The 23108-nt window shown below is 57.9% G+C and carries 11 protein-coding genes and 6 pseudogenes; 11 read left to right on the top strand and 6 right to left on the bottom strand.

The features are described from left to right. Positions 1-162: 162 nt before the first annotated feature. A pseudogene (locus EB231_RS32810) lies at positions 163-930 on the top strand (IS1380 family transposase); the annotation flags it as partial. A 46-nt stretch (positions 931-976) separates the two neighbouring features. On the opposite strand, the pseudogene EB231_RS32805 reads toward EB231_RS32810, so the two are convergent. The 3 genes and pseudogenes from EB231_RS32805 to EB231_RS32795 all read right to left on the bottom strand — a co-directional run. Then, a pseudogene (locus EB231_RS32805) lies at positions 977-1776 on the bottom strand (IS3 family transposase); the annotation flags it as partial. A gap of 423 nt (positions 1777-2199) precedes the next feature. After that, positions 2200-3003: a helix-turn-helix transcriptional regulator gene (locus tag EB231_RS32800; RefSeq protein WP_246740826.1), complete on the bottom strand. Its 804-nt coding sequence runs from the start codon at positions 3001-3003 to the stop codon at positions 2200-2202. Positions 3004-3696: 693 nt separating this feature from the next. After that, positions 3697-4986, bottom strand: a complete 1290-nt coding sequence (locus tag EB231_RS32795) for an ATP-grasp domain-containing protein (protein WP_172352442.1) — start codon at positions 4984-4986, stop codon at positions 3697-3699. Positions 4987-5691: 705 nt separating this feature from the next. On the opposite strand from EB231_RS32795, the pseudogene EB231_RS35810 reads away from it, so the two are divergent. The 5 genes and pseudogenes from EB231_RS35810 to EB231_RS35405 all read left to right on the top strand — a co-directional run. Next, a pseudogene (locus EB231_RS35810) lies at positions 5692-7041 on the top strand (condensation domain-containing protein); the annotation flags it as partial. Between the two features lie 321 nt (positions 7042-7362). Further along, positions 7363-8412, top strand: coding sequence for a KamA family radical SAM protein (locus tag EB231_RS35805; protein WP_445299336.1), 1050 nt, complete (start codon positions 7363-7365; stop codon positions 8410-8412). Positions 8413-8877: 465 nt separating this feature from the next. After that, on the top strand, positions 8878-9675 hold the full coding sequence (locus EB231_RS32785) for a MurR/RpiR family transcriptional regulator (RefSeq protein ID WP_172353127.1): 798 nt from the start codon (positions 8878-8880) through the stop codon (positions 9673-9675). Positions 9676-9832: 157 nt separating this feature from the next. Continuing rightward, the gene (locus EB231_RS32780; protein ID WP_172352440.1) at positions 9833-11011 is read left to right on the top strand and encodes a M24 family metallopeptidase; all 1179 of its coding nucleotides are present in this window, start codon (positions 9833-9835) and stop codon (positions 11009-11011) included. Between the two features lie 18 nt (positions 11012-11029). Further along, positions 11030-11413: a hypothetical protein gene (locus tag EB231_RS35405; RefSeq protein ID WP_246740824.1), complete on the top strand. Its 384-nt coding sequence runs from the start codon at positions 11030-11032 to the stop codon at positions 11411-11413. A 363-nt stretch (positions 11414-11776) separates the two neighbouring features. Here EB231_RS35405 and EB231_RS32770 read toward each other — a convergent pair. Together EB231_RS32770 and EB231_RS32765 are read right to left on the bottom strand one after the other, a co-directional pair. After that, positions 11777-11946 (bottom strand): annotated as a pseudogene (locus tag EB231_RS32770) (helix-turn-helix domain-containing protein); the annotation flags it as partial. Positions 11947-12417: 471 nt separating this feature from the next. Continuing rightward, positions 12418-13928 (bottom strand): annotated as a pseudogene (locus tag EB231_RS32765) (ISNCY family transposase). 380 nt (positions 13929-14308) lie between these two features. Here EB231_RS32765 and EB231_RS35800 point away from each other — a divergent pair. The 4 genes and pseudogenes from EB231_RS35800 (at position 14309) to istB (ending at position 18021) form a co-directional block, all read left to right on the top strand. Then, positions 14309-14455 (top strand): transposase, encoded by a 147-nt coding sequence (locus EB231_RS35800; protein ID WP_172352439.1) that lies wholly within the window; start codon positions 14309-14311, stop codon positions 14453-14455. A 530-nt stretch (positions 14456-14985) separates the two neighbouring features. Continuing rightward, the gene (locus EB231_RS32755) at positions 14986-15405 is read left to right on the top strand and encodes an SET domain-containing protein-lysine N-methyltransferase (protein ID WP_172352438.1); all 420 of its coding nucleotides are present in this window, start codon (positions 14986-14988) and stop codon (positions 15403-15405) included. Positions 15406-16538: 1133 nt separating this feature from the next. Then, positions 16539-17266, top strand: a pseudogene (locus EB231_RS32750) (Mu transposase domain-containing protein); the annotation flags it as partial. An 11-nt stretch (positions 17267-17277) separates the two neighbouring features. Beyond that, positions 17278-18021 carry an IS21-like element helper ATPase IstB gene (istB, locus tag EB231_RS32745; protein ID WP_246740823.1) on the top strand — a complete coding sequence of 248 codons (744 nt, stop codon included), beginning with the start codon at positions 17278-17280 and terminating at the stop codon, positions 18019-18021. A gap of 304 nt (positions 18022-18325) precedes the next feature. Here the strand turns inward: istB and EB231_RS32740 are convergent, their stop codons facing one another. Then, positions 18326-20836 carry a GcvT family protein gene (locus tag EB231_RS32740; RefSeq protein ID WP_172352437.1) on the bottom strand — a complete coding sequence of 837 codons (2511 nt, stop codon included), beginning with the start codon at positions 20834-20836 and terminating at the stop codon, positions 18326-18328. 1137 nt (positions 20837-21973) lie between these two features. Between EB231_RS32740 and EB231_RS32735 the strand changes: the two genes are divergently transcribed. After that, the gene (locus EB231_RS32735; protein ID WP_172352436.1) at positions 21974-22909 is read left to right on the top strand and encodes a TauD/TfdA dioxygenase family protein; all 936 of its coding nucleotides are present in this window, start codon (positions 21974-21976) and stop codon (positions 22907-22909) included. The last annotated feature ends 199 nt before the right edge of the window (positions 22910-23108 follow it).

The raw sequence follows: 23108 nt of genomic DNA, 5'->3' as shown, positions 1-23108 counted from the left end.
GGCTCCCTTTTCGTGACTAACCCGTCTTATGCACGACGATGGGCTTTTGAGGCTGGCGGATGTAGCTTAAGCGGTTGATTTGGCGTAGGATTCGGTTGCTTAGGCCAACCCTTCCACCGCATCTCGCGAGCCACACCCGCCATGACCGACGACACGTTGCTGCCGCTGTCTTTTCCCCTGCGTCCTGGCAAGACCCCGACGGGCAAGGAGATCCGCGGCCATCTGCGCCGTCTCGTGCGCCGCATCCGCGCCCGCTGGCCGACCACCCGCATCCTGATCCGTGGCGACAGCCAATACGGCCGGGCGCAAGTCATGGCCTGGTGCGAGAACAATGCGATCGACTACCTCTTCGGCCTACCCGGCAACAAGGTTCTGCAGCGGCTCGTCGACGAGAGCGCCGACGACATCCGCACCCGCCGCGCGCTCGAGCGCAAGTCTGTGCTGCGCGGCTATGCCGAGACCCGCTACAAGGCGAAGTCCTGGAAGGCCGAACGCCGCACCTGCGCTCGCATCGAGGCAACCACCCTCGGCCTCGACATCCGCTTCGTCGTTACCAATCTCGACAAAGGCTCCGCCGAGCACATCTACGACGTGATCTACTGCGCCCGCGGCCAGGCCGAAAACCTGATCAAGATGCACAAGAGCCAGCTCGCCTCCGACCGCACCTCTTGCCGCTCACCGATTGCCAACCAGGTCCGTCTTGTCCTGCACACCGCCGCATACTGGTTGATGCTCACCCTGCGCGAGGCGGTGCCCACGACCCATCATCTGCGCAACGCCGAGTTCGCTACGCTGCGGCTCAGGCTGCTCAAGCTCGGCGCCCGCGTCATCGAAACCGTCTCGCGCATCCGCCTGGCCTTCGCCGCCGCCTGTCCCGAGGCAAGTCTGTTCCGGGCGATCGCCAGCAATCTGCTACCGACAGGACCATGACCGCCGGGGCAGCAGGCCCCGCCGAAACCACACAGCTTCCACCCTCAATCATGCAGGGATAGCCACCATACTCAGCGATGGTGTCGAGTTCGCGGGCGACACGTTCGCCCGAGATCGAGTTGTCGACGACCGTGGCCAGACACTCCCGGCTGAAGTCGTCGATAACGCACAGGATTCGGAAGCGGCGGCCATCGGTCAGCGTGTCGGAGACGAAGTCGAGGCTCCAGCGCTGGTTTGCATTCCTGCGGGATTGCCATTGGCGCTCTCGTGCGGAGCGCACGTTTACGGCCGCCGCGCTTGCGCACCGTCAGCCGTTCTTCGCGATAGAGCCGGTAGAGCTTCTTCCAGTTTACCGCCACACCTTCGCGCTTCAGTAGGAGGTGCAGCCGGCGATAACCGAAGCGCCGGCGTTCGGCGGCCAGTTCCCACAGCCGCCTGCGCAGGCCAAGGTCATCGGGCCGGCTCGAACGATAGCGGTAAACCCGCGGCTCCATGCCGACGAGCCCACAGGCGCGACGCTGCGAATAGCCCTTGTTCTCGATCGCCCAGGTCACGGCGGTCCTCCTCGACCACCCAGGCGTCAGAAGTTTTTTCCGAGCATCTCGCGCAAGGTCGAGACATCGAGCATGGCATCGGCCAGCAGACGCTTCAGCTTCCTGTTCTCCTCCTCGAGGCTCTTCAGCCGCTTCGCCTCCGACACATCCATGCCACCATACTTCGAGGGCCACTTGTAAAAGGTGCGTCGCTCACACCGTATTTGCGGCACAGCTCCGTCGCCGAGAGCCCCGCCTGGTGCTCCTTCAAAATGCCGATGATCTGTTCGTCGAAAAATCTCGATCGCTTCATTGCCTGTCTCCTCATCCGGGGGAACAGGCTAACCTCAAAGCGAGGACAATTCAGGGAGCACGTCAAGGGCTACGTAAGAATGGATTTACGTGGAGAAATGCCGCAAGTTAGCAGCTATTCGTAAAACTCCTCGATCTTAGGGCGGTGAAGAACTGAATCAAAGTGGAATGTCGCCTGAGGACTGGTTTCCTTCCTGCAATTGCTGACGCCTTGAGAATTCGTGCGCCATGAATTCGAGTTTGAGATCGCTACCGGTGTTTTCAATCGGACGGCCCGGAGATCCTGACGCCGCCGTCCATGTCCTTTCTCACTATGCTTCCGGACACACGGGAACCGAGCCCTTTAATCAAGCTTCCAGTGGCAGCGATCTCTCTGTGTGACAGCGCGTTATGACGTCAACACAGTTTCTACGAACGCGGCTTCTCAAAATTCTATAATTCCTAAGTTAAGGACCTTTACAGCGGCCGCTGTCCTGTTCGAAGTATCCGTTTTTCGCAATACGTTCTTGACGTGAAAATTAACAGTGTCAACGGATATTCCCAAAATCTGTCCTATTTCCCAGGAGGACTTGCCTCTGGCTATCCATAAGATACACTCTTTTTCTCTTGGAGAAAGGTAAGGTTCGCTCTCTTCACTCGAATTAGCGAACTTCGTGAGTTTGAGATGGAAATGTAACGCCGCAAATTGCAAATAGGTGATTGTTCTGTTTTGGAGTTCGCCGTTCCAGGCTTGAGCGAAGCTCATGATCGCAAAGCTGCGATCGGGGCCGTGCAACGGAATGCTAATGCCTGACCTTAAGCCGAACCTCGCAGCATCGTCGAAAACGCGCCGTTCGTCCTCCGACGTGTTTACGTCGTTGTACACCTCGCTCCATCGTAAGGCCTCTGCTCGCGTTCGATAAGTCTTGACGATCGAGTCTGTCCTATCGTAACCCATTTCGAAATAGCGCTCCTGCCATTCCCCAGAAAAGTTCAGCAAAACGGCCGGATCGTATCGGACCAACCTTAAATCTCTTTGGCTGGATGAAATTGAGCCATAAGCGACCCACCGGCAATCGAAATTCAGAGCGAAAGCAGACAACAGGTCGAACAACCGCTCGGATTGAGCAACTCCATCGGTACGGTCCAGAAATCGGCCGAACTCGACCGCAAACGCCTCCCCGGTAGCCTCAGGCAAATGCAACGTTGGTCGGACGTTGGTTGAGCGCCTTTGAGAGAGTTCAGTCATCCGGGGGCGTTCCATAGCCTCTTCTCCGCTGCCATTTTTGTGCTGGATGGTTGTCGCTGGCACCGAGGCCCAAAGCTGCCGGGCTCTTTGCGCCGTGATCGCCTCGCCGAATCTCTATCACGTTCCTCCAATGTACAAAGTTCTACAGTTTTAAATGTAGATGTGCTTTTCGGAACATTGAAATTGTTTCCGTTTACTTTTGAAAAAGTAATGTCAGTTGAGGTATCGATCACTTTGACCCTGTACGCGTTCTGAGTACGTCGGTTCGCTTCTGTGCCACTATCATGCGTCAGAGGGGGCGGTGTTGGCGGCCGCGCCATCACGTTCGCCATCGCTCAGCGGCGGTTCCTGCAGGGGGGCTAGCCGTCAGATCGGCGGCCGAGAGTGAGACCGTTTGTCCTACTGTGATAAGGATCGGATCGGCTCGGCCCGCCCAAGAAACTCTCGGACGCGCAGTGTAGGGCGAGCCATACAAAGGGCAAATGCAGCGACTGTCGGTGAGGTTGGACCGGTAAAGGAAATGCAGCGTCACATGAACTGGCTCCGACATGCCCCTGATCACCTAAAGTAGGTTCGTCTTATGTTTTGGAGGCAGAATTCCAAATGTGAGATCTGAGGGCGGCTTCGTTGTTTCCTCCCGGCCAGCCCCAGGTCGCATCATCGATCTGAGTCTCTTTCGTGCTGCCGATTGCACTAATCTTTGCCGACGATCATACTTGGTGCGAGGACGTTGCGGGCCGCGGATTGTCTCTGTTCGCCAAGTGTCGGAAAGGGTGTAATCGACCAAGCGATTAGGTCGACGGCACGCCGCAGTATCGCCTCTGTCTCAGCTTTGCTTCCTGAGGCGGCGATTACATGGCCGATGGTGTCACGGGAGTCGCCTCGCCTAACGATTGACGTTTTCGGTTCAGCATAAATTTTGACTTCGGCGACACCTGGTATGGCAGCCGCGCGAGTGGCGCCATTGATCCAATTAAGGATGCCGTCGCGATCAGGATTTAGGAAGCGCGCTGCCGCATAGTGCGAATGTCTTTTGCGCAAGTCCCACTCCTCGCCGATGACAAGCTTGATGTGCTCGTTGATGAGATCGACACCGTAAGCCAGCCGAAACAGCTTAGGATTAACCCCACCCGGAAGGCGCGGATTGACCTCAATGACGACTGGGCCACGCTTCGTCCACCGGAACTCAATGTTCGTTGGCCCCCAGCCGAGGCCGAGAGCTAGCAAGCATCTCAGCGAAACATCGGCGATATGTTTGTACTCGTCGTCAGCTAGCAAGGCAGGAAAGATGCATTCACGAAAGACGAAGTGCGGTGGGCGATCGAAGTCAGCGCCCTCAATCCCAACGACTTCATTTCCCATTGTGTCAGCACTATAGAATGGGCCTTGTGCGAATTCTTCGACCAGTATCCTCGGCGAAAGCCTTAGGTGCTTCTCGCCCAACAGATGGGTCGTATGTTTGGCCAACTCATCGATGTTGCGGCACAAGCGGACACCGCTGCTACCGCTGCCTGCAGCTGGCTTCACAATCACCGGCAGGCCGATCTCCGCGGCAGAACTTTCAACCTCCAATGCATTCGCTGCCAGGCGATAGGCAGGTACTGGAACACCGGCTTCCGCAAGGAGCTGACGTTGGGTGAATTTGTCGCAACATTGTTCGATCGATGCGGGGTTCGGTCCCGGTAGATTGAAGTACCGGCAGAGCTCGCCAACTGTCGCATAGACTGACTCGCTGAGGTCCGAAAGGCCAGTAATGCCAGCGATGTCGTAGGTCATGCGTAGTCGGGAACATTCGCGGATCAGCGCATCGAGATTGGCTGTATCAACGCGGATTGCCTCAAGCTTTTCCGCCGCAAGATAGTCGTAGCGTGCTGGATCAGCCGACAGGGTAATTGGCTCGAGACCAAGAGTCTGGGTCGCTTGAACGTATCTCAGACCAATACCCCTATGACCTTCAATCAGAATGAGCGCTCTTCTTGCCATTGGCGACGACCTTCCCTTGCCTGCTATGCATCGGTCTGATCGTAAACAGCTGTCGGCTTTTATTCGTGCCTGACCTAGACCTTGCGGTGAAGGTATCATTGGCAGCCATTTGCGGTCGCAAAGATCCTGTAAAGTTATTTGAAGGATCCGTTACACAACTTGGCTACCGCAGTGCGGCACGAGCGCGCGCTTGCGCCCTATGGCCGACCGGAGCACAGCGTCCCGAATGCGACCGGAGCCTCTAAGGGCCCACGGTGGCCGCTTACCTGCTGCAAATCGCCATGCTTGGCGGCTATCTCGCCTGCAACCAGATCCGCCTCCCACAATATGTTCGTCTGGTTTGAAAATGACCTGTTTGGTGGCACGCCTGCTCGAAAAAAACAGCGCGCTGTTTGTTTGCCATGGGCGCTCCGCCCGCCTACGTGCCGTCATCGCCATGTTTTTGGAGCCCGTCGCGCTCGAGCGGCCTGTGCGGGAGGCCCGCCCACGGAGCCCCTGCATTCACCATCTCGGCAGGCGACCGTCGTCACTCGACGTCCTTGTTGCTGTGTTCAGCTGTGTCCGGTTGAAGACGTGTTTGCTTGGAACCTGACACATGAGGCGCAAGTATTCCGCCGTTCCGGCACGAAACGGATTATTTTGCCGCTCCTGGCAGCAACAACATCGGTGGCACGTCGATTGCATGGGACAAGGTGAGGCACTGTTATGGCCACAGCTGTCTCGCACTCCGGCCCAGGGGTCTACATGAAGCTCGCTCGAACGATCCAAATCAATGCGATAGACGCTGCACTATCGAGTGCGGTCCCGCCAATCGAAGCTCTGCTCCGTCCCCCCCGGGTGCCGCTGTCATTCCCCCAACAGCGGCTTTGGCGCCTTTGGCGCGTGTCGGGCGGCAGCGAGGCCTGCCACATCCAGATGGGGCTTCGGTTTCGCGGCGAGCTGGACGAGGCGGCCCTGCAGCGAGCGTTGAACGGGTTGTTGACCCGTCACGAGGTGCTTCGCACCACCTTCGGGGTGGAGAACGGCGAGCCGTTCCAGCGGATCGGGCCGGTGCGCGTCGGCCTGCCGCTGAAGCGAGACGATCTAACGGCTGCAGCGGATGTGGAGGCGACGCTCGCGGATCTGATGCGCCATGAAGCGGAGACGGCGTTCGACCTGGAAGCCGGGCCGATGATCCGCGGACGATTGGTGCGCTTGGCGATCGACAATCATGTGCTGCTGATCACCATGCACCACATGGTCTCGGACGACTGGTCGCGGAAGATCCTAACACACGAGCTCAGCGAGCTTTACGCCGCAGCCCGGGAGGGCCGTGCGGATCGGCTGGCGCCGTTGCCGGTGCAGTACGCGGACTACGCCCTTTGGCAGCGCCGTTTCCTGGCCGGCGAGGTGTTCGAGCGTCAGTCGAAATACTGGCTTCGCACGCTGGCGGGCGCGCCAGCCGTGCTGAAACTGCCGACGGATCGGCCGCGTCCGGCTCAGCAGAACTACAGCGGCAGTTACGTCGAATTCGTGCTGCACGAGCCGCTGACCACGCAGCTCAAGACGATGAGCCGACGTCATGGAACGACGCTGTTCGTGACTCTGCTGGCGGGCTGGGCGCTCGTGCTGGCGCGGTTGTCGGGTCAGGACGAGCTGGTGATCGGCACACCCAGCGCCAACCGCATGCGCTCCGAGATCGAGGGGCTGATTGGCCTATTCGTCAATATCCTGGCGCTGCGAATCGATCTGTCGGGCGGTCCGACGCTGGCGACATTGCTGGAGCGGGTGAATGTCGCTGCGCTTGGGGCACAGGCGAACCAAGACCTGCCGTTTGAGCGAGTGGTGGAACTCGGTAACCTCCCCGTGGCGCACACGCCGATCGTCCACGTCATGCTTTCATTGCAAAACAATGGCGTGGAGTCGGCGGATCTGCCGCGGCTCGAACTTGAGCACGTGGGGGTTGGTGATCGCGTCGCGCAACATGACCTCGCGCTTGATCTCGCTGAGGTCGGCGAGACCATTCATGGGAGGTTGATCTACGCGACGTCGCTTTTTGAGCGAAGCACGGTCGAGCGGTTTGCGGGGCTTTTGCAGCAGGTACTCAGCCAGATGGTGGCTGACCCCGAGCAGCGGGCCTGGTCGGCGCCTTTCCAGTCCGCGGAGGGACGTAGTCATCCTCTGGTGGAGCCCAAGTCGGCCGAAGCGGCCTATCCGCAGGACCGCTTCATCCACGAGCTGTTTGAGTTGCAGGCGGATCCGGAGGCGATTGCGGTCGCCGAGGACCAGGGCCCAAGTTATCGCCAGCTGAACGCCGGGGCGACGTCGGCGGCGCCGCGGATGCGCTCGCCTCAACGGCCGCTCACCAACTCGGACCCGCGGCCCCGCTCTGCGGTTATGAATTTCATAGAGGGGACGCGCGTCGTTACCGAAGATTCGCTGCAAGCCAACAGCATCACGCGTCATCTCGTCACAAAATTCTATCGGGAGCAGATCGCCAACATTTACTACGACCAACTTAAGTACATTGTGGAGCCGTCCTTCAAAGAATTCCAGATTGCCGGCAATCTGGATACGAGCGGCGAGCACGACAACACGGTCGTGCCCGGGCTTCAGCACAAATATCCCCAAACAGGGTTGATGCTGGTCACGGACCGTTGCGCGTCATACTGCCGCTTTTGCTTTCGCAAACGCATTGTCGGCAAAGACTCCGATGAAGTCGCACCTGATTTTGAGAGAATTGCTCGATATATTGATGGGCATCCTGAGATAACGAACGTGCTGCTGTCGGGAGGCGACCCGTTCGTACTGAGCACCGCCGAACTCGACAGGATTGTAGATCATCTGCTGCCGATCACCCATTTGGATTCCATTCGCTTTGGTACAAAAATAGTCGCGTATCAGCCCAAGCGCTTCGAGGATCCCGCTTTGCCGGTTTTGTTCCAACGGATACATGAAGCGGGTAAGGCGGCAGTGATCGTCACACATTTCGATCACATCGGTGAAATCTCGGTCGATGCGGAGCGCAATATTCTCTCCTTGCGGGCTCAGGGCGTGCAGTTCCTCAATCAGTCCGTTCTTCTCGCGAATGTCAACGATGATTCCAAGATTTTAGCGACAACCTTCGCCAAGTGTCACCAAATGGGTGTACGCCCGTATTATCTCTTTCAAGCCAGGCCGGTGAAAGGCGCATCGCATTTTCAGGTTCCGCTGCGCCGCGGAATAGAGATTGCGCACGGCATCAACCAACGTCTCAGCGGCATCCAAAAGACGTTCAAATACATAATGTCCCATTACACAGGGAAGATCGAGATCCTCGACCTTGCGGCCGATAACCGTGTGTATATGCGATATCATCAAAACAAGAATCCGGGAAAGATTGGGAAGATATTCTCCCGGCCGCACCTCGAGGGCGCCTGCTGGCTGGACGACTTGCCTGAAGGATGAGATCGGAAGCGCATGCTGATTGCCAAACAGAGTGAGTGGAGCACAAAGGCCTTGCCTTTCCTTGGCAGCGCCGTTCAGGCGGAGGTGACCCGCTCGCCCCGGGGGATTCTGCGTGCCGACCGGAACGCAATTGATGGGGCAGCGACGGGCGAACAGCGGTGGCGGCATGGCATGCGCGATTCCACCCTCTGGCGTCACGTTGGACCGCGAGCGCCGGAATACGGGCGCTCGGTCGCAAGCTGCCCACATCCGTGCAAAGAAACTACCCGGTCACGCGCGAATGCTGGCTTAAAGACCCTCCAAACAGCGATCGCTCCATTGAGAGGCAGCGAATGGTTCGCAAGACGGGAAAGCGGCAGGGGCTGCGATCTAGCCCCTTCGCGCGGGACCTCGCCTCCTGAATTGCGTCCATCGGAGGCGTGCACGTAATTCAAAGAGTTGCAACGGAATCAAAGTAACATGGCCATGGACCAGGGACCGCTGAGGCAGACAATCCTCGATGCCTTCGGCGGCATGTCGGAGCAACTGCAAAACGCTGCGCGGTTCGTGCTCGACCGGCCACGTGATGTCGCTCTTCTTTCGATGCGTAGACAGGCAAGGCAGGCCGGCGTACAACCTGCAACAATGACGCGTCTTGCCAAGCATCTTGGCCTGCGAGGATACGACTATGTCCGCTACATGTACGCTCAAGCCTTGCGCGATGCAGGTCCTGGGTTTGCTGGAATTACAAAGAAGAAGCTGAAGGGCGACCACGCGCTTGCTGCAAAAACGCTCTATTCAGTCGCAAGGCAGATTGCACAGCTTGCGGAGGCTCGATCTATCGACCGAGTAACAACGGCAGCAGCATCACTGGTCAAGGCCCGCAGGATTTACTGTCTTGGATTGCGCTCCAGTCACGCTGTTGCCTGGAGGTTAGAACATATTCTCGGGCTTGTCGGTGAGAAATCGGTGCTTCTTGATGCGATTGCAGGCACCGGGAGCGACGCCATCGGCAGGGCTTGTAAGGATGATGTCCTACTTGTCGCGAGTGTCCACCCGTACACTAGGGCGACAATTGAATTAGCAGAGTTCACGAAATCTAGGGGAGTCTCAGTTATTGCTATAACCGACAGCGAAGTCGCCCCCTTGGCACTGATTGCAGACAAAACCATCGTTGTTTCGACCAGCAGTCCATCATTCATTCATTCGATGGCCCCTGCGTTTGCAATTGCTGAGGTTCTAGGGTCTCTGGCTGCAGGTCATGGCGGTGACCCCCAGCCTTAAACAATTATTTGAACCGCACTCTGAACAAATCCCAATGAACTAGAGCGTCTAAAAACGCATTCGCGACGGAGGCAACGCTGTAACGCACCTGTAGTGCAGCTGTTCCAGCCAAAATCTGCCGAACCGCTTTTTTGATGCCCTGTTACGGAAGATCGACATGACAAAAGAACTGTATTTCGAGGTTGCCGAGTTTCAGGCTCGCCTGGCAGCGGTCAAGCAGGAGATGGCAAAGAGGGAGATTGAGGTTCTGCTTTTGTCAGAACCTCCTAACCAGAATTATCTTACTGGATACAACGCCTATTCTTTTTATACTCCGCAAATCGTGATTGTGGCGCTCAGCCACGAAGAACCGATTTGGGTCGGTCGGATGATGGACCGGGTGTCGGCGGTAATGACCACCTACCTTGGCGATGACAGCATTAGAGCCTATCCCGAGACACATGTTCATTCGCCCGTCCTGTCTGCCTACGATGTCGTGGCCAATATTATTGAGGAAGTTGGCGGGGAAAAGGCACGCATCGGCGTAGAGATGGGCGGATATTACTATTCTGCCCGAGCTCACGCCGATCTTGTCCGAGCGCTCCCGCTCGCCAAGTTTATCGATGCCGACCTGCTAGTGGGGTGGATTAGACTCGTCAAAAGCCCGGCTGAACTTGCGATAATGCGTCAAGCTGGCCAAATTGCCGATGCTGCAATGCAGCGTGTGATTGACATGGTTGAATTGGGTGTGCGCGGATGCGATGTCGCTGCGGCTGCCTATCAATACAGTGTGTCGGGAACCGCCGACTGCGGGGGCGGCTATCCTTCTACTCCTCCAGATCTTTGCATCGGCGAGCGGTCGATTGCCCCCCATGCTGCCTGGACCGATGAGCCTTTAAAAGAGTCCACGGTCGTCAATCTCGAACTTTGCGGAAACCGGCACCGCTATCAAGTGAACCTTGCTCGCACAATCGTTGCGGGCAGACCTTCCGACGCATTTCAGAATCTAGCGGATATCCAGGTTGAAGCCTTGAATATTGGCATCGAACGCGTCCGTCCTGGCCGGACCTGTTCAGAAGTGTTCGGCGCGGTTCATGAGGCACTTTCCCGTCACGGGATCGAAAAAGAAGCGCGAATTGGCTACCCTATTGGAATCGGATTTCCTCCTGCGTCGGGCGAACGCACGGCCGCTCTGCGCCGGGGTGACGAAACAGTCCTGCAGCCTGGAATGGTGTTTCATATGATGACCGGCCTATGGCTCGACTATGCAGGGGTCACAATCACCCAAAGCTTTGCTGTGTCCGAAGAAGGCCATGAGCCCTTGACGATGATTCCGCGCAAGCTATTCGTCAAATAGCCGAGGGGAGTCTGATCCATGACGTTGCAAGGACGGACTCCCCTCGGGTTTTTTGAGCTTGATGAAGGGCTTCCCTTACATGGCCCATCCTTTGCTCCTCGGGAAAACTCCCCTCTGAATCCGGCGACCTTCGACCGACCAATTGTTACCGAGATGGTGGTGGAGGGCGCATTGGCGGAGGCGGTCATCCGCGGTGACCCATCAATTGAGGGCGCTTGTGTGGCGGCTGCTCAGAGATTGGTCGAACGAGGCGCTGGCATGATTACTTCTGACTGGGGTTGTTTGATCAGGCATCAGGCGGCGAGTGGCGGTGGTACTGGTGGCTATGTCGAGCCTGCTCATTATTCCGGCATTGCAGCGTCAGCTAGCCCCTGCGCAAAAACTCGCGGTGATAACGGCTGACTCAAAACACTGCAGTCAAGGCTTGTTCGGTATTGACAATCCTGCACATCAAGCAAGAGTCGTTGTGGGCGGGATGGAAGACAGCGATATGTGTGCAACGCGGTCGCACATCCGTATGTTCAAACCATTCTCGATCAGATCGGGCGGGAGGTCGCGGCTTGCATCACTCGGCTCCGCGCTGAGCACCCGAGATCGGAGCGCTTCTCTTTGAGTGTACCGGCTTTCCGCTTGTCAGTGGTGCTCTGCGCCGTAGCACAAGCTCCCAATCTACGACATTACGGACCTTTGCAAGTTGACGATTGGCGCAGTTGCTTGACGCGGGGTTGGGTCGTGCCCCACGGCCATTCTCTAATGGTCTTTGTCCAACAGCGGCTTCCGGCGCGTCAGTTCCTGCAGCGCAGTTCGCGGCCGGTCTCGTAAAGCTCCTTGAAGCGGTAGAAGCTGTGCGCGAATAGCTCATCATCTTGCAGGGCCTGGATCACATTGCCGAGTTGTTTGGCCAGCTTCAGCAGCCCTACCTTGGCGCGGATGATCTTTTGGTCCTTGGTGTCATTGTCCTTCCAAGCCGAGTCCGGGCGCTGCGAACCCTTACCACTCCGCCCGGCCTCGGCTCAAGCTTTGCGGCGTCCGCGGCGTCTCGACATCGTGCGGATTGGAGAACAGATCGAACTGATACGTTGTGCGCTCCAGCCTTCTCGACTATCTCATGAATATGGGCCAGGCTCCCGGCCCACGGATGCCACGGGTAAAAAGGCTCCTGCTCCGCGATCCGTGGGCATTCTGTCAGTCGTGTTGTACAGCGCCGAGAGGCCGCACCAGGCCATTGCGGACGCTGTTGCGGCGCGGCAATCAACGTGAGAGCGCGTATTGCCTCACGTAACGATGTTCCCCGAGATTCGAGCGTTGCCTCATCCATTTTGCTCCGGCTTGGGGCTAAGGGAGGCCGGGCGCGAGATGGCCGGGGTTTCGCGGCGCCCGGCCTCCTTAGCGAGCGCCACGGCGCCTCAGTGTGGCCCTGCGATCTCCAGGATCGGCGGCTCCTTGTTCAAGGGGCCAAACAGCAACGCGTCCGCCTGTTCGCTGCGCCAGACCTTCAGCCGGCGCTGAAGCGTTCGAAGCAGTTTGTCCGGGTAATCGCCGGGATACTCGGCCTGCAGTCGTGACAGAAGTTCGCTGCCGGTTCGCCATGGTTCGGCTTCGAACCAATTTCGTAAGTCCGCAGTCGCCTTGACGAGGGGGTCAGGACGCCGCCGCCCCCTTTTGGCTTTCACAATCGGGCGATCCGTCGGCCGGATAGCTTCGTCCTCCCAAGCAGTCCGCAAACTCGCCAGGAAAAGGTCGATTGGCTGAGCTGTTCCGTCAGGGCGCATGGCCCGCGGAGTATCGGCAAGCGCAGCGAGTCGCTCCTGCACGGCACGGATAACGCGCAATAGCAGGACAGGATCGAGCCCGGCGTAGATCTCCTGCAGACGGAAGCGAACTGCATCTGAGGTGCGAGCGTGGGCACCCAGACGCTGATGCGGCGTAGCTGGCGGACTATACGTCTTGCGCACACGCGCGCCGTCGCGCTGCTTCGCGATCAACTTGAACGATGGCTGAAAGAAGTTCACGAACAGCCGCGCTGACCGTTAGAGCTTCGCTAGCAGCGTGGCGGCCTCCAGCCCCTCGAACCGACGATATCCGACCATCCTACGCACCACGGCGCCATTCTTCTGCTCGACAAAGGCCAGGTCATTCTTGCGGTAGGGGCGGCAGCGCGTGAAGACGATGTTGGCGGCGGCGCAATAGGCCTTCAACGTCTCGTTCATGAAGACGGTGTCGTTGTCCGTATCCAGGCCGAGAAGCGCGAAGGGCAGTTGCTTGCGCAATTCTGTGAGCACCGTGCTCAACAGCGTCTGTTCGCGAACCAGCAGCGGCGCACATTCCGTCCAGCCGGTCGCGATGTCGGTGAGCACGAGGGTTTGGATGAAGCTGCCGCGAGCCGAAGGGCCGCTATGGGCCACGAGGTCCGCCTCAACGAAGCCTGGATCGTCCCAATCCGCCGACGTTCTAATGGGAATGCTCCGTCGCAGGGCATGCGCTGCAGACCGTCGTCGGGGGCGTCCCAAGCCTTCTCGAATCGGTCCCAGCGTCCTGTCGATCGTGGCCGCGCTCATCGCCAGCAATTTGCCCCGGATTTCGGGCGCTAGGTCAAAATGACCGTGCCGTTCCATCGCCTCGATAAGGATGGGAAGCAACGCCTTCAGCCGCGCTTGCCGCAGACGCGGTCGGACGCCTCCCAGAGCAATATGAGCGCATTGCGTTCCGCTTCATCATAAATCCGCGGCCGCGCTCGCCGGCCTGCAAACGGCCCCTCACCGCGTCGTAGCAGCCGCATCGCGTGCTTGCGGTGGAAGCCCGTGACGACGACGAACTCATCCAAAATTCTCGCCTTCTCCGCTCGCGTCGAAGCACGATAGCGCTCTGAAACCGCCGTCGTCAGTTCTTTCCTTGTCGCCATGCTCAGCCGTCCCATAGTCGCCCCTGCTCTTACCCCTCGGTAGGGAGCAACTTATGTGAGGCAACGGTTGAACATTCAGGAACATTTTCGACGAGGCAATGCGGCTTGTCTCCCAGATTGTCGCGCTACACGCTGTGCCGCTCGAAGGGTTCGGCGCGCGACTTAGCCGATGCCGTCCAGCCGTTCGAATAGGCGCCCGGCGACCAGGACCGCAGAATCCAGCAGAAAGGCACAACCTCGCTGTTTGGGCATGCCGTCAAGATCTGCAAGGCTTTTGTCGGCAAGGGCGTCGACCAACCGAAACCGATGGTGTCTTCGACGCCTACTTCCGTCACCGGAAAATCCAAGCCATCGACCTCAACGCAAGCCAAAGATAAGATGGGAAACGGTGCGCAATGTCCTCGCACAGCTGTTTGCGGCTGGTCGCTGCAACGTTCGAGCCTGGGGCCAGTGTTTCGGAGGTCGCACGATCGGCGAGCCTTCATGTGAGCCAGCTTTTCTGGTGGCGCAGGGAGCTCTGCGGCCGTCCGTGCCGCAGCTAGTTCCGGTGGAGGTCGTCGAGGCGCAAGCCACCACTGATCTCCGATCGCGCAAGAAGAGCAGCACGGGTGACGATCGAGCTTGGCGGCGGAGGATAGACAAATACACCTCACCCCACCCATATCGGTAGGTATGACCAACGTAACAACGAGGCTACAACCAGCCTCGAAATACAGTGTTGAAATGAATTTGGGCGAGGCCATGAGTTTTGTCCGATAGACACGCGCTACCGATCGCAGCGAATCTTTTGCCTCGAGGAGAGAGGTTGCACCGTTGTCGGGCACGACGTGGCGGGAGACATAGTGGCGCTCGTGCGCCTGGACTTGGCCGAAGCCTCGACGCCAGCTCCCCCAAAAGGAGGAATGCTGCGAGCATCGCCGAGCCTCTTTGGCGAGCGGGGATAGCCCCCCGTCTCCGTTATCTTTGAGGTGAGCATTTCTGGTGAGCACGGTCGGAACTCAATGACGGCCCGCTCAGCGGCCAATGCAACGTAGTAAAAAAAAACTTCAGGCCAATACGAGAAGGAACCACGATGGTCGGAAAGGTCTTTGATCGCAGCAACGTTATTTATGTAAAAAATGTGCCTGGGAAAGGGCGTGGTGTATTTGCAAACGTTCCATTCAAGGTCGGAGATATAATTGAGAGATCCCCTACATGGGGATTTGACAACGTGGCAGCAGGTCTGATTGACAGTACTGGTCTATTTGAGTACTATTTCGTGCGTGGCGATCGCAAACTAAAAGAGGACTCAATAACAGCATACGTCGTTTTTGGATTTATGTCGTTGGTAAATCACTCTTCTCGACCGAATGCAAAGACCGTTTGGACCGATGAAGAATCTGGGGCCTGGGCAAGTATTATCGCAATAAAGAACATAGATGCCGATGATGAAATAACGCACACGTATATGAATATATCTGATTATCCTCGAGCCATAAAATTCATTGAATGAAGTGCAAAGATGATTTGCCGTGGGCCGCGGGAGAGCGGGTAAAGACCGGTAAAAGTTCGTGGCGGTCATTTGGATGCGCAACGGCTGCGGGCTTGATCGCCGTTGAGACGCTCGATCGGATTTGTAACCGGTATGATCATGACGGTCCATCCGATCCCCGCTGAAGATGAGCGATTTTCGGCGTATGGTGCGACCATCCGGGAAGGGGCATCAGGAAAACGCTCCTCCATGCTTTATACCGGACGCAGGGCTACTCCCGTCGGGATCTCGCGGGTCGTGACAGGTCGCCAAATGCAATCAGCAGCTTGCGCGCCAAAGCCCCGATCATCGTCCTGCGCGTACCGCCATGGCATCGGCCGTCCTCGCGCAAAACTGGTGCGCCAGCGCGATTGGAGGAACCGCCAAGCCAACAGGATCATGCATAACGGACGCGAGCATTGCGAGTGTGGGCGGTTCGCGGCCCTCTCACGACAGCGGCGTGGCGAGCGGCGGCCCGAGACCTCGCCTTCCTGGGCTTCACCCACTACTGCGGGCGGACCCGGGATGGCCGGTTCATCGGGAAGCACAAGACGGAAGGAAAACGCCTGACGCGCAAGCTGACGGCGCTGCGCCAGGATGCCTGGCGGCGCATGCACGCGCCACTGGCTGCGCAGCACAGGTGGTTCGCCGCCGTTCTGCGTGGACACTACGGCTACTACGGCAGGCCGCACAACTACCCTGCGCTCAACGGATTCCATCGGCAAATGCGCCGGATATGGCTACGGTGTCTGAGACGGTGCAGCCAGAAGAGCCGCGCATCGGCTGGTCGGAGTTCGAGACCCTGACGGCGCGCTTCCCCCTGCCAACTCCGCGCGCCACTCGAACTTGCGGGCAAGCACGGATATGACGCGGGTTACCCTCGGGAAGAGCCGGGTGCGGAATCCGCCCGCCCGGATCTGTGAGGGCGAAAGCCGAATGGCTGAGCTACTCAACGACGACCAGCCTTGCGGCGGCGTTAGGGCTGTCACTTGTAGGCTCGTAGGGTAAGACCGTATGTCCTCTATGGTTGGCTCCCGCGATGCAAGAGATAATTCGACATTTTGGCGCATTGGTCGGGTGCACTGTCCGGCCTGTTGATGCAGCTATATGGTGTCAAACGGCTACGCAATCAGCGCTTCTTCTCGTTGGCGGAGTTGAAGGCTGCCATCCGCGTGCTCGTCGCCGAACTCAACGACCGCCAGATGTCTGGCTTCGGCTCCAGCCGAGCCGAACTCTTCGCCGAGATCGACAAGCCCAAGCTGGGAGAACTGCCGGACCAGCCATACGTCTTTGCCCGCTGGAAGCGTTGCCGTGTCGCACCCGACTATCACGTCGAGATCGACGAGCACTGGTACTCAACGCCTTTCCGCCTTATCCGTGAGCTCGTCGATGTGCGGATCGCCGACAAGACGGTCGAGATCTTCCACAGGGGGCAGAGGATCGCCAGCCACCCCTGTGCACCCAACCGGCACGGCCATACGACAATTGCCGATCATATGCCGAGCGCGCATCGCCGTTACGGCAAGTGGACGCCGCAAGGACTGATCGCGACCGGCGAGAAGATCGGCCCCTCCATCGCCGCCTTCTTCCAGGCCGTCATCGCCGACCGGCCGCATCCCGAGCAGGGCTTTCGCACCTGGCTCGGCATTCTGTCTCTGACCAAGAGCTACGGCAACGCACGCGTCGACGCAGCCTGCCAACGCGGCATCCTGATCAAGGCACGCTCCGTCGCCTCGATCCGCTCGATCCTCAAGAATGGACTGGATCGCGCCTTTCTCGACGACACCCCCAATCCCCAGCCCCTAGCCACGGCAACATCCGCGGTCAGGGCTATTTCCACTGAACCACGGTCCAATGCTTACCCATCCAACGCATGAGCGGCTGATCGCACTCCGCCTGAGCGGAATGGCCAAGGCCTTCGAGGAGCAGCGACGATCGCCGGATCTGGGTGCCTTGTCGTTCGAGGAGCGCATCGAGCTTCTCGTTGATCGCGAAGCCGCCGCGCGCGACACCAAACGACTCACGACACGGCTCAAATTCGCCGCGCTGCGTCAAAGCGCCTGCGTTGAAGATGTTGATTTGCGAACGCCGCGCGGTATCGACCGCGCCGTTTTCGCCAGGCTCGTCGCTGGCGACTGGATCGGCCGCCATGAGAACTTGCTCGTCACAGGCGGTCTGGGCAAGAGTTGGCTGGCCTGTGCGCTAGGCCACAAAGCCTGCCGCGACAACCGGTCGGTCCTCTATCATCGCGTCCCACGTCTGTTCGAGGCACTCGCCTGGCGCGTGGCGACGGACGCTATGGCCGCCTGCTCAAGACGCTCGGGCGCGTTCAGCTCCTTCATCCTCGACGATTGGGGCCTGTCGATTCTCAGTGCGGCTGAACGGCGAGACCTCCTGGAGATCCTCGACGATCGCCATGGCCGCGCTTTCACAATCGTCACCAGCCAAGTTCCCGTGGCACACTGGCATGATGTCATAGGCGATCCCACCCTTGGCGATGCCATCTTGGATCGCCTCATTCACAATGCTCATCGCCTTCAGCTCACCGGAGAAAGCATGCGAAAACACAATGCCCGCGCCCGCCCTCTTGACTTGTAGGCATGGAAATCGCTGTAGGACCTTGCCGGCAAAGGCGCGTAGCCTTTGAACTGCGCAGCGTCAGCCGGCTGCTGTGATGACCCTGGCGAAGGCCGCCGGGTTCTGGTAGCCGAGCAAAAGTGCGGCCTCGCCGTGTTGAAGTCCTGCTCCATTTGGCAATGGCATTGCGGGTGCGTTGCCGTTGATGTTTGCCGATTGGCACTAAAGCAGATTAAAGAAAATTAATACCTATTTAAAACAGTGCATACTACGGTCTGGTTTGCCTCGACCGGGATATTATATATTCTGACAAATCAGTAATATGTCACCCTTTGTGTTTTGCCGCGAGTATCTCAGGGGCAATGATATCCTCGGGCTTACGCCATTGGCCTTTCACCCTTGTGCGGGTCGGATCATAGAAGGCTCGCAAGGAAGCGATTGCGGGATGCCTTTTGCCAGCAATCTCAACCTCGAAAGCTCCCGCCGAAAGCCACTCGGCGTTGACCCCATTCTCTGAATGTAGATACCCCATTCCTACTCCGCAGCCCAAAGTATGGCCGAAGCCAGCCGATCTCAGATACCCCACAAGTATTCCGTTGCGCCAAATTGGTTCTGTACCGAACAGAAGTGGCAGTGCGTTGGGGACTGCAAATTGCACAAGGCGTCGACGCGGTATCTGTCCACGTTGTGAGGAGAGAATAGTCCGCCCAATGAAATCTGCGTTTTTGTTCCACGCAACAGTGAAACCTAGTCCGGACTCGAGAGGGGTATCTTCATCGCTTATATCCGCGCCCCAGTCGCGGTAACCCGCTTCAATGCGAAGTGTGTTCAGCGCTACGTAACCGACATGACGAAGGTTGAACTCGTTCCCTGCAGCAACAAGGGCGTCATAAATGCCAAGTGCCTGTTCGGCTGGAATATGAAGTTCCCAACCGAGTTCGCCCACAAACGTCATTCGAAACGCGAGTGCCAATCCATATCCGATTTCAATTTCTTGCGCTGTACCGAATGGGAATGCGCCATCCGAAAAATCCGCTGGGCTAACTCGCTTCAGCAAATCTCGCGAACCTGGCCCCATTATTGACACCGTTGCATATCCTGACGACACGTCGGAGACGTATACTTGTCCCGCGGTTTTCGCATGCGCCCGCAACCAGGCGAGATCGCGGATACGCTGAACGGCAGCAGTGACGACTAGGAATTCCTCTTCGCCGATGCGCGCTACAGTGACGTCAGACTCCATTCCCCCACGCTCATTTAGCCACGGCGTGTACACGACACGCCCCAGTGGCACATCCACGTCATTTGTTGAAAGATACTGAAGTAGAGCTGGCGCATCTGGGCCCTGAACAAGAAGATGGGCAAAAGACGTCTGGTCAAACAGTGTAGCGCCGGATCTTGTCGCCCTATGCTCCTCGCCACTTGAGTGAAACCAGTCGTCCCTAGCAAATGAAGCGTGCTGGTTTGCCGCTTTTCCAGGAGTCCCAAACCATTGTGGTCTCTCCCACCCAGCGATCTCGCCAAAATTCGCACCAGCTGCTGCCAGTCGATCATGCAGTGGAGAAACGCGCACGTTGCGTGCTGTTGCTGGTGATTTGTGCGGCCAATGCAGCGCCCATAGATTACCAGGGGTTTCGACCGTTCGATCATGGAGATACCGACGATTCCGCTGAAATGGCATTGCTCGCCGAACGTCCATTTCCCAATAGTCACTTGATGGGATGCCCGTCGACATCCACCCGGCCATGACCTTGCCAGCGCCGCCTGAAGATTCGATGCCACAAGAGTTGAATCCCGCCGCCACATATAAGCCCTCTATATCTGGTGCAGGCCCTAGCAAGAATCGATTGTCAGGGGTGAAACTCTCGGGGCCGTTAAAGTGCAATTGCAGCCCAATATCAGCGAGCATCGGCATGCGATCTATGGCAGCACTTAGATAGGGCTCAATGTGATCAAAATCATCAGGGAGAGCATCGAAGCTAAAATCTTGAGGAATTCCATTTCCGCCCCAAGGCTTTCCATTGTTGTAGTCGAAGAAGCCAACCAGTAGCTTTCCGGCATCTGCCTTCGCGTAGAAGCCGGCATCCATGTCACGAATCGTCGGAAGGTCTTGTGGCAAATTGGGGATAGCCTCCGTCACCACATAGAAGTGCTCCGCCGCTTGGAGCGGCACCGTCCACTTCAGATCGGCTGCGAACGTTCTGGTCCAGATCCCCGTGCAGAGGACGATCTTTTCCGTGCGCACAAAGCCATTCTCAGTCTCAACGCCGTGGACTCGTCCCTTTTCGACCACGATGCGTGTTACCGGCGTGCGTTCCAGGATCGTTGCTCCGCCCTGACGTGCGCCAGTCGCGAAAGCGCGTGCGGTGTCCACCGGATTCGTCATGCCATCGGAAGATATCCATGCCGCGCCGAGCACATCTGTGGTATCGAGCAGCGGCACGCGCCGCTTAGCCTCCGCAGCGTCGATCATCTCGACATCGAGACCGAACGAGCGCCCCATCGAGGCGCCCCTGCGCAGTTCTTCGAGCCTCTCTGGGGTGACTGCGATGGTAATTGATCCGCTCTGACGGAAGCCCGTGGGCTGACCAGTTAGCTCCTGCAATTCCTTGAACAACTCTGCGGTGTATTGGGCCAGCTTGGCCATGTTCTCGGTGGCGCGAAGCTGTGTAACGAGCCCTGCCGCGTGCCATGTAGTACCACAGGTGAGCTGGTCGCGCTCTAGTAGAAGTACATCGCGAAAATTTAACCTAGTGAGGTGATAAGCAACTGAAAGACCGATGATGCCACCACCGATGATGACATATTCTGCTTGCGACGGAAGGTTGTTTGACATGGCGCTCTCAGGAGATGGTTAAATCCGATATAAAGACAATGTTATGCGCTTCGCTGACGTTCTAGCCGCATGCCTACATCCTTCCGGGAATCTCCGATGCCCCGGCTCCTGGATGCCTCGACTAGGCAAAGGCGTACATATCGGCTCTCGGTTCGATCGTGGGGCCTCTCCCCAGCAGCGCTGAATGACGGCGACGGCAACGATTTCCGCTACGCCGAGTTTGATGTGGTTCATACTAAACGAAGCATTTGCAGCAAAAAACGCTGCAGTGTTGTTCACCTGGCGATCGCCTTCGGGATTCTGGTGCGGATGCCGCCACTACTCACTCACCTCGGCCCGAGCTCGCAGAATTCTTCAACGCCATGGGGCCCCCTGGGACGCCAATCACTTTGCGCTGGCGTGGGGTGTTGCGTTGCCCGTTCAAAATCACCCCTTTGCTTATCCCAGGATCAGTCGCGTGGGCGGACCAAGTCAAATGCAGTGTTTATATCAACGCCATCTGGCTTCGCGATACATGGACATAGCTGTGGCCTGCTTCAGCCATGGCTAAGTCTCAGACCTCTTAAGCCGAAAGATTGTGAACGCGGCCACACTGCCCGGCTGTCACCAGGACAAGGTGACGGGCGCCGCGGAACAGTTGGCAAGCCGACACCCCGATCCATGCGACAGTGCTTGGCGCCCCCTGTGCCCGACTCCAGGCCAACTCCGCGCGAGATTGGAGTCCTTCAGTTCGGAACCGCTATTTGGACGTGCTTCGACCCGACCGCCACCACGTCAAGTAGATGGCAATTATTCAAAATTTGGCAGAGCATCCCAGCGGCATCCGTCGGACCTTGGTGAAGAGTGATGGTTGAACTCCTGCCACACGTTTGGTTTGTCGTTAATGGGCAGCGCGGGGCCCGGATGTACGGGGAAAACCAGCGCTTGATAACGTCTCGAACTGTGCTTGTCGCATTGGCAACAATACGTCAGGGCTTCGCCAGTGCGAGCATGAGCTATACGTTTGGCGAATCAACGGCTTCACTCGGTTTTCCCGATAGGCATGCTGTTTGCTGGAGGAGTGGGTGCCAGAGAGCTCGATTGCCGCAGTTGTAATGCGTTGGTCTGGCGAAAGAATCGCGAACAGGAGATTCCACCATGAGTGAAACGTCTTTCATGATCGATAATGTAATTCCGCGTACCTCTGTTGTCAAACGCGCGGCGCGCATTGGCGCTGAAATCACGAATGTCAAGCTGTCGGGCGATTTGCCGGACCAGATCATCGCCGCGATCAAAGAACTGTTGCTCGATCACAAAGTCATCTTCTTCCGTGACCAGGGTCAACTCGACAACGCCGAGCACGAGCGCTTTGCTCGTCGTTTCGGAAAGCCTATGCTGTCTCCGACATTAGATCCCGCGAAGGGAACGATGTCGATCCTTGAGATTGGTCACCCAGGAGGTTTCAGGACTGATATTTGGCATATCGATTTAGCCTACCTGAAAGCTTATCCCAAGATCTTGATGCTTCGAGGCGTTGTGATCCCACCAGTAGGCGGCGACACAGTGTGGTCAAACACCGCGGCCGCATATCTCGACTTGCCAACACCTCTGCAACGGCTTGCTGACGACCTCTGGGGAGTTCATACCAACGCGTACGACTTCGCCGTGTTTGCCCGCCCCACCGAAGCCGAAAAGAACGTTTTCGATGAGGCCCGTAGTAGAGCGACATTCGAGACCGAGCACCCGGTTGTACGTGTCCACCCCGAAACCGGCGAGCGAACGCTGGTGCTTGGTGCATACATGAAACGTTTTGTTGATGTGCCGAAATATGACGGCCAGAAGCTATTCAATTTATTCGAGTCTCATATCACCGCACCGGAAAACACTGTGCGCTGGAACTGGAAGCAGGGCGATGTCGCTATCTGGGACAACCGTGCCACAATGCACTATGCGGCTAGGGATTACGGGGACGAGCCTCGCGTCGTTCGTCGCGTTGCCATCGAGGGTGAGATACCCGTCAGTGTTGACAATCGGTGCAGTGTAGCGCGTGTCAAGATTATCAAGCAACCGCCCGCGGCGTCGTCCACGAGCTGAGCCCGTGAAAATAAGGCCGGGCTACACAAGGGCCTCATTGAGCGCCCAAAAATCCTGTTTTGCCGGCCGCATCCGATGCTGCATCTGCCCTCCTTGCGGAACACCCTCCGGTCTGGCGTCACCGTGGGGATACGGAAAATGGCGAAGCTCTCGCAGCAGGAATGGGCCAGCGCTCGCGGGACGTGGGAACTGAGGCGGC

The organism is Mesorhizobium sp. NZP2298, from assembly GCF_013170825.1.
Classification (GTDB): Bacteria; Pseudomonadota; Alphaproteobacteria; order Rhizobiales; family Rhizobiaceae; genus Mesorhizobium.
The sequence above is the reverse complement of the archived record's forward strand: the minus strand, read 5'-3'. Positions and strand labels throughout refer to the sequence as shown.